General features: G+C 74.1%; 4 protein-coding genes. 1 reads left to right on the forward strand and 3 read right to left on the reverse strand.

Features of this window, described 5'->3' with window-relative positions; genetic code table 11:
• Window positions 1-98 precede the first annotated feature (98 nt).
• The 3 genes from ABH926_RS50915 to mshB form a co-directional block, all read right to left on the reverse strand.
• Window positions 99-3,875: a VanW family protein gene (locus ABH926_RS50915; RefSeq protein ID WP_370374649.1), complete on the reverse strand. Its 3,777-nt coding sequence runs from the start codon at window positions 3,873-3,875 to the stop codon at window positions 99-101.
• Window positions 3,876-4,188: 313 nt separating this feature from the next.
• Window positions 4,189-4,761: a hypothetical protein gene (locus ABH926_RS50920; protein WP_370374650.1), complete on the reverse strand. Its 573-nt coding sequence runs from the start codon at window positions 4,759-4,761 to the stop codon at window positions 4,189-4,191.
• The gene (gene mshB, locus ABH926_RS50925) at window positions 4,761-5,750 is read right to left on the reverse strand and encodes an N-acetyl-1-D-myo-inositol-2-amino-2-deoxy-alpha-D-glucopyranoside deacetylase (RefSeq protein WP_370374651.1); all 990 of its coding nucleotides are present in this window, start codon (window positions 5,748-5,750) and stop codon (window positions 4,761-4,763) included. The genes ABH926_RS50920 and mshB overlap by 1 nt, the downstream gene beginning before the upstream one ends.
• A gap of 74 nt (window positions 5,751-5,824) precedes the next feature.
• Here mshB and ABH926_RS50930 point away from each other — a divergent pair, with 74 nt between their 5' ends.
• Window positions 5,825-7,972 (forward strand): prolyl oligopeptidase family serine peptidase, encoded by a 2,148-nt coding sequence (locus tag ABH926_RS50930; protein WP_370374652.1) that lies wholly within the window; start codon window positions 5,825-5,827, stop codon window positions 7,970-7,972.
• Window positions 7,973-8,111: the final 139 nt, after the last annotated feature.

Here is an 8,111-nt window from a genome sequence, read left to right on the forward strand (position 1 = left end):
TTTCCGGTTCGGGGCGGATCAGCGGGCGATCAACGGGTGATCGCCCGCCGCACGACGATCGCCCTGCGTGGAGCGCCATCGCAAAGAATTGAGAAACCTCAGCGGTGCGACGACGGTCCGCCCAGCAGACCGCCCAACAGCGATCCGTCAGAACCCGAGGTGGCCGTGCCGTCCGGCGACCCCGACGCGGCGCCGCCGCTCGGCGTCCCGGGCCCGCTCGGCGAGTTCGGACTACTAGTAGTGGCGCCCTGCGTCCCGGTCGGAGGGTACGGCGAGGACGTCGCCCCTCCGGTCGGCGTCCCGGAGGAGGCCCCGGTGGGGCTGCCGCCGCCGGCCGCCGGCCCGTCGGCCGTGCCGGCCTGGCCGCAGACCACCTTGTCCTGCGCGGCGTACGAGCTGTGGAAGACCTCGCGGACCGGGTTCTGCCCGGCCTTGGTGAGGGTGCGGGTGACGTCGACCTGGAAACCCGGGACACCGTCGTTCGCCACGCAGGAAGCGGCCGAGGAGTACGTGGTCTTCGGCTGCACCAGGGCGTAGTGCGGCGAGGTGTCGGTCTGCACCGAGTCGTACGCCTTCTGCCCCAGCACCGCGACGGTCACCGCGTTGTCGGTGGAACTGGTCCAGAGGTAGACCGGAGCGCCGGAATCGTTCTGGAACTTCAGATCCACGTCGGGATACGACACCGCGGCCTCCATCCCGGGCGGGAAGTGGTCGGTCACGGTGGCGTGCGGATGGTGCTCGACATCCTTGAGCCCGGCCAGATACTCGGCGTTGAACAGCGCGGTGGCGACCAGCGAACTGCCGGCGCCCGCGTCCTGCGCCGATGCGGCCGATCCGGACTGGCCGGAGACCGGGATGAAGCCGTCGGCGGCCGTCCGCGCGCCGAGCACCTGGTTCAGGCTGAACACCTGGCCCGGCTGCAGGATCTGGCCGCGCACCAGGTCCGCCGCGTGCTTGACGTTGGCGGTGCGCTGCGTGGCGGCGCTGAAGGGCGCGGTGTACAGGCCCATCACGTCGCGGATCCCGAGCGCCTGCGCGGCCTCGGTGGTCAGCGCCGGCGGCAGCGGGCCGATCGGCACGGTCGCCACGCGCTGCGCCGAGGAGGTCTTCGTCAGCACCGGCAGCACCGCGTTCTGGATCGCCTCGGGCGCGTACCCCACGCCGTCCTTGCCCGGCACCAGCACCGGCTGGCCGCCGGAGACCGCGAACGAGGCGTCGGTCGGCGGCTGCTCCAGCTTGGCCAGCGCTTCGTGGTCGAGTTCGGCGCGGATCCCGGCGCCGTCCAGCTTGGGCGCCAGGCCGCCGTGGCCGTCCGGCTCGATCGCCAGGTGCCGCCCCAGGATCGCGGGCTTCAGAACGGTCTTCACGCCGCCGGTGATCAGGGTGACCGAGCCGGACATCGCCGGCCGCGCGAAGTCCTGCATCGCCTGCGCGACGGCCGCCGGGGTGACGGTCGGCTGGACGTTCTGGACCGCCAAAGCGACCGGCGCGGCGGGGAAGGCGCCGCGGGACGTCGATGCCGGGGCTGGTGCGTATGCCGGGGCCGGTGCGTATGCCGGGGCCGGGGTGTCGGCCGGAGCTGGGCCGCCTGCCGGAGCGGTCACGGGGACCAAGTCCGGCGCCGGGGTCGAATCGGACGGGAACGGCGTGGAAGGCGTGCTTTCGATATCGCTTGGGGAATCCGTCGCGGAAGGTGTCGACGAGGACGTGGCAGATGGTGTCGCAGATGGCGTCGCAGAGGGCTGTTTCGCGTGCGCCGCGGTGGAATGGTGCGTGGGCGACAGCGCGGGTTTCGCCGGCGCCACCGCATAAGCGGCCGGAGCCGTCGGCAGGACCCCGGGTGCCCCGATCGCCGCCAAACGCGCCGAGGAGACCCCGTCGTCGAACGCCGAGACCACGGCGTCCACCGCCGCGTCGACATCGATCGTCCGGCCCGGCCGCGGCGCGATCGGGGTCGGCACGCCGCCGGGGAAGATGACGCTCCCGTCCACCATCGGCTTGTCGAACCCGGCGGTGAGGCTGGTCAGCGCGGCCTTCAGGGCGGTGCGGTCGACGCTCACCTTCAACGGCACCTCGCGGCCGCCCCCGGCCAGCGCCGGGATGGCGACCGCCGGGTCGGTGCGGCCCGCGGCCGCCGCGGCGACCGTGCCGGCGTAGTCGATGTGCAGGCCGGACGTGTCCGGCGGGAGCTGGAACGTGGCGCCGTCGGCGGTCAGCCGGATCGGCGCGTTCAGCGTCGGGGCGAGCGCCGCGGACAGCTTGGCCTCGGCGGCGGTGCTCGACAGGCCGCCGATGCCGACGCCGTCCACGACCGTGCCGTTGGGGACCTGGCCCTCGAAGGCGAGGGCGGCGCCGTACAGCGCGCCGAACGCCAGCACGACCGCCAGCCCCGACACCAGCGCCACCCGGCCGCGCCGGCTCCCGCGCCGGGAGCGGTGGTGGTCGGGATGGTGGTCGGACCAGTGGCGGGTCGACAGGATCTTGGTGTCGTCGTCGCTCGAGCCGGAGCGCGTGCGGCCGGCCGCACGCGCCGGGGCGGGCACGGCGCCAGCCCGCGGGGGCGCCGCGGCGGCCGGACGAGCCGATGCCGCCGACACTGCCGCTGCCGCTGCCGCTGCCGATGCCGATGCCGCCGGAGCCGACGCGGCGCCCGCGGTCCCCCGCGGTGCCGGAGCGGTCCGCGGCGGCGGCACCGGCCGGGTGACCGCGGGCGCGGTGCGCCGGAAGTCCGACGCGTGGATCGCGGCCGCGCCCATCGGCACCAACGACTCGGTCGACGGATCGTAGAACGAGGACTCGCCGGACGAGTCGTGGAAGATGCCGCCGAGATAGCGCATCCCGACCGGGCTGCGGCGCGCGGCGTCGTAGCCGGGAACCTGCGTCGGCACGCCGTAGCGGCCGGCGGGCGGTGCGCTCGGCCCGTACTGGCCGGGCGCCGGCGCCGGCGCGGGCTGCGCGGCCTCGGGTCTGGCGGGGCCGGGGCCCTGCGCGGGCACGGTCGGCCTCCCGGCCGCTCCGGCCGCTCCGGCCGCCCCGGCCGGGGCGGCCCCGCCTGCCACCCCGGGCCCGGCACCGGTCGGGACGCCGGCGGCGCGCTGCGCCTGCAGCTCGCGACCGATGGCGTCGAAGTCCCCGAAGAACTGCTCGACGGTGTCCGACAGCAGGTCCGCCTCGGCGCGGCTGGCCAGGTCCGGCGGCACCGACGCGGTGAGCCGCGCCGAGCGCTGGAAGGTCCGCACGCCGCCGAACGCGGCGCCGGGCATCGGCACGACCATCGTCGCGGTGGTCAGCGCCAGCACGTCGCCGGGCAGCGCGGTCGCCTTCGCCGGGCTCACCCGGTGCAGCATCTGCGAGGCCTCGACGATCTCCTCGATCGCGGCGTCGCCGCGCAGCGTGGTCGAGGGCACCGGCGGGCTCTCCGGCAGCTTGATCCGCAGCAGCGCGCTGGCCTGCTCGGCGGGCACCACACGCAGCGGTCCCTCGGTCGGCCGCCATTGCGGATCCCATTGCGGATCCCCGCCCGGGGCCGCGGCCGCACCGCCGCTGAAGGCGTTCGGCCCGGGGTGCGAGAAGGCTCCCGGGCGCGGCGTCTCGGCCGCGTCGGCGGGACCGGCGTAGCGCTGCGCCGGGAAACCGCCGGAACTGCTCAGCGCGTCCACGCCGCCGAAGCCGGACAGGATGCCGGTCCCGTAGTCGCCGCCCGCGCCGTAGCCGGGCACCTGCCCGGCACCGCCGTCGCGGAAGAGCGAGGCGTCGTGGAACCCGGTCGAACCGGGGCCGAACGCGGGCTCGACCGGCGGCGGCACCTGCGGCACCTCGTCGCGGAACAACGGCACGCCGCCGAACCCGTAGTCGGGTTGCCGGTCGGGGTCCATGTCGTCTGCTTGGCGTCGGGGAAACTCGTCGTTCAAAATCGGTCGCCTCTGTCAAGGTCGGTCGCGCAGGGCCATCGGGCAGTGCCTACTAGCTGTGCCATCTAGCAGCGCGCCACCGGCCACCGAGAGTATTGCTCCGATCACAGTACTGTGATCTGCGGTGGTCACAGAGGCGTACGGGTGACATTGCCACGGCCATGCGGCGCTGACCCGCCGGAATCCGGCGCGGCTTCACTCGATCGAGCGAGTGTGATTCCGCCTCAAGTCCGGTGACGAATTCACCGGTTCTGACGGTTTTGTTACTTGCCGACGCTCAGCGAGAGCGGCTGACCGTCTTATCGGCGAGCCGATCGGTGAGCTGCCACTGATACACCAGCACCGCGATCCCGAAGGCGATGACAAGGCCCCCACAAACGAAGAACTGCGCCGAGGACGTGTTCGCCAGGATCACGTCGCCGCGGTGGCCGACCCCGAGCATCAGCACCGCGACGACCAGCAGCCAGCCGCCGGCCGCGATGCCCACGGCCCGCGGCGCGCGCAGCAAGGTGCCGCCGACCAGAAGAAGCGCCGTGAGCAGCACCAGGCCGATCACGGAGCCGAGCGGGAAAGCGAAGCCAGCGGAGCCGCCGCCGACGGCGGACGTCGGGTCTCCGGCGTCCAGCAACCGCGGCCCCGAACCGCCGACGCGCACCGTGTAGCCCTGGATCATCGAGCCGATCAGCCCGACCACGACACCGGCCCCGCCGAGCCCGGACAACAGCGAGACGCGTCCGCGCGCGGACTCGGTGCCGAGCACCGCCGCCGCCACCAGACCCACCAGGCCGACCAGACCGGCCAGCACCACGACCACCGACACGCCGACCTCCGCTGCGCCCGAAACGTCCATCAGTCCTGGGAGACCGCGTCCGCGGCCCCGTCGGCATCGGCGTCGGCGTCCGCGATCCCGAGGCCGGCGAACAGGTCCTTCTCCAGTTCGGCGTCCGACCGCTCGGCGACGCCCTTCACCAACTGGTAGTACTCGTGCGCCATGAACTCCATGCCGATCGAGTTCGACAGCGCGAAGAAGCCCTGCTCCATCGAGATCTGCGTGGGGTAGGCGTGCATGCCCGCGCGCTTGTTCTCCATGTACGCGCTGCCGTCGATGCCGGTGGTCACCAGCGAGTCGTCGGTCCCGAAGGGCAGGTCGTCGACCGATTCCACGGCCATGAAGTCGCTGGACTCCCCGGCCTCCTTCAGCGCGCGGATCCCCTCGGCGAGCACCGACTTCGGCATCGCGGTCCAGTAGATCTTCGCGACCTCCCAGGCCGCGCCGTGCTCGGGCGCGAAGGCCGGGTCGGCGGCCAGTTCCGCGGCGCGCATCGCGACCCGGTGCGCCTGGATGTGGTCCGGGTGGCCGTAGCCGCCGTTCTCGTCGTAGGTGATCAGCACCTGCGGCCGGATCTCGCGGACCACCTTCACCAGGTGTCGGGCGGCCTCGTCGAGGTCGGCGGTCCAGAACGCGTGCGGCCGGTCGTTGGCCGGGGTCCCCATCATCCCGGAGTCCCGGTAGCGGCCCACGCCGCCGAGGAAGCGGTGATCGGCCACGCCGAGCGCGGTCATGGCGTTGACCAGCTCCACCACCCGCACGTCGGCCAGCCGGTCCTCGCGGTCGGCGGCCAGGTGCGCCAGCTCCGGAACCAGCACCTCGCCCTCCTCGCCGGCGGTGCAGGTGACCAGCGTGACGTGCACGCCCTCGGCGGCGTAGCCGGCCATGGTCGCGCCGGTGGTGATCACCTCGTCGTCCGGATGGGCGTGGACGAGCAGCAGCCGCCTGGCGGCCTTGGGGCTCGCCGGGGACACGGCTGCCTTCGGCTGCGCGGTCGTGTTCGCGGTCATAGGGCAAGCGTACGCACACTTCCCCGCCGCTCCCGGAACGTTCACGTGACAGCCGGGCCGAATAGCATGACGGCATGGCTGACATCTCCTTTCCGCGGCACTCGGCCCGGACCCAGCGCTTCACCCTCGGCGTGCCGCGGGCGTTCAGCATCGCCCCGAACGGCACCCGGATCGCGTTCCTGCGCGGCAAGCACGGCACCGACACCGCGACGTGCCTGTGGGTCTTGGACCCGGCCAGCGGCCGGGAGCGGCTGGTCGCGGACCCGGTGGCGCTGCTGGGCGGCGAGGGCGAGGAGCTCACCGAGGAGGAGAAGGCCCGCCGCGAGCGCTCGCGCCAGGGCGCGGCCGGCATCGTCGGCTTCGCGGTGGACGCCGAGGTGCGGCACGCGGCGTTCGCGCTGTCCGGGCGGCTGTTTGTGGCGGACCTCACAGCGCCCGACGGCGCTCAGGCGGTCCGTGCCCTGGAGACCCCGGCCGGCGTGGCCGACCCGCGGCCGAACCCGGCCGGCACGCATGTGGCGTACGTCGCCGCCGGCGCGATGCGGGTGATCGGCATCGACGGCTCCGGCGACCGCGCGCTGGCCGAGCCGGAGACGGACACCGTCACCTACGGTCTGGCCGAGTTCATCGCGGCCGAGGAGATGGACCGCTTCCGCGGCTACTGGTGGGCCCCGGAGGGCGACCGGCTGTTCGCCGAGCGCGCAGACGAGGCGCCGATCCAGACCTGGTTCATCGCCGACCCGGCGAACCCCGGCAAGGAGCCGGCCGCGGTGCGCTACCCGGCCGCCGGGACGGACAACGCCGCGGTCTCCGGTGTGGTGCTCGGCCTGGACGGCTCGCGGGTGGACGTGGCGTGGGAGGAGGCTTCGCCCTACCTCACCACGGTGCACTGGTCGGCCGGCGGCGACCCGGTGCTCGGCCTGATGAACCGCGCGCAGACCCGCATCACCTATGCGCTGCTCGACCCGGACACCGGCATGGTGACCATGCACAGCGAGGAGTCCGACCCGCGCTGGGTGGACATCGTCCCGGGCACCCCGGCCTGGATTTCAGGCGCCGACGACGGCGACGAGGAGCCGTCCGCGGCGCTGGTCACGGTCGGCGGGCGCGGGGGCGCGAACCGCGTCCTGCTCGACGGCGAGCCGCTGACCCCGCCGGAGCTCCAGGTGCGCGCGGTGCTGTCGGTCGGCGAGCACGGCGTGCAGTTCACCGCCAGCGCCGACGACCCGGCCGAGGTGCACGTGTTCCTGGCCTCTCGCGACGGCGTGGTCCGCCAGCTCACTGAGACGTTCGGCGTCCACTCCGCGGCCTTCGGCGCGGACCTGGCCGTGGTCAGCTCGAGCTCGTTCTCCGAGCCCGGCACGACGGCCCGCGTGGTGCGCCTGGACGAGGACGGCGACGCCAAGGACCTGTGCACGGTCCGGAACGTCGCCGACACGCCGGATCTGAAGCTCAACGCGACCATGGTCCGGCTCGGCGAGCGGGGCCTGCGCGGGGTGCTGATCCTGCCGACCGGCCACGTGCCGGGGACGAAACTGCCGGTGCTGCTGGACCCCTACGGCGGCCCGCACGCGCAGCGCGCGCTGGCCTCGCACAACATGCACCTGGCCTCGCAGTGGCTGGCCGACCAGGGCTTCGCGGTGCTGGTCGTGGACGGCCGCGGCACGCCGGGCCGGGGCCCGGAGTGGGACCGCGCGATCTACCGCGACTTCGCCGGCCCGGTGGTGCAGGACCAGGCCGACGCCGTGCAGGCGGCGGCCGCCCAGAACCCGGACCTGGACCTGGCGCGCGTGGCGATCCGCGGCTGGTCCTTCGGCGGCTATCTGTCGGCGCTGGCCGCGCTGCGCCGCCCGGACGTGTTCCACGCCGCCGTCGTCGGCGCCCCGGTCACCGACCAGCACCTGTACGACACCTGCTACACCGAGCGCTACCTGGGCCACCCGGACGCCGAGCCGGACGTCTACCGCCGCAACTCCGTGGTGGTCGGCACCGAGCCGAGCGGCTGGGCGCAGCAGCACCGGCCGCTGATGCTGATCCACGGCCTGGCCGACGACAACGTGGTGGTCGCGCACACCCTGCGCCTGTCCTCGGCGCTGCTGGCCGAGGGCCGGCCGCACGAGACGCTGCTGCTGTCGGGGGTCACGCACATGACCCCGCAGGAGGTCGTCGCGGAGAACCTGCTGCTGCTGCAGGTCGACTTCCTCAAGCGGTCCCTGGGTTAGTCCCTAGGGGGTAAACCCCGCCGCGGGGGGCCCCGCCCCCCCCCCCCGCGGGGGGGGGGCCCCCCCCCCCCCGCGGGGGGCCCCCCCCCCGGGGGGGGGGGGGCCCCGGGGGGGGGGCGGGGGGGGGGGGAGGGGTTCA

This window comes from Catenulispora sp. GP43, assembly GCF_041260665.1.
Classification (GTDB): Bacteria; Actinomycetota; Actinomycetes; order Streptomycetales; family Catenulisporaceae; genus Catenulispora.

What these genes read in the sequence shown, in the direction of transcription:
- ABH926_RS50915 (WP_370374649.1), bottom strand. Translation starts at nt 3,875, where the DNA reads ATGGACCCCGACCGGCAACCCGACTACGGGTTCGGCGGCGTGCCGTTG.
- ABH926_RS50920 (WP_370374650.1), bottom strand. Translation starts at nt 4,761, where the DNA reads ATGGACGTTTCGGGCGCAGCGGAGGTCGGCGTGTCGGTGGTCGTGGTG.
- mshB (WP_370374651.1), bottom strand. Translation starts at nt 5,750, where the DNA reads ATGACCGCGAACACGACCGCGCAGCCGAAGGCAGCCGTGTCCCCGGCG.
- ABH926_RS50930 (WP_370374652.1), top strand. Translation starts at nt 5,825, where the DNA reads ATGGCTGACATCTCCTTTCCGCGGCACTCGGCCCGGACCCAGCGCTTC.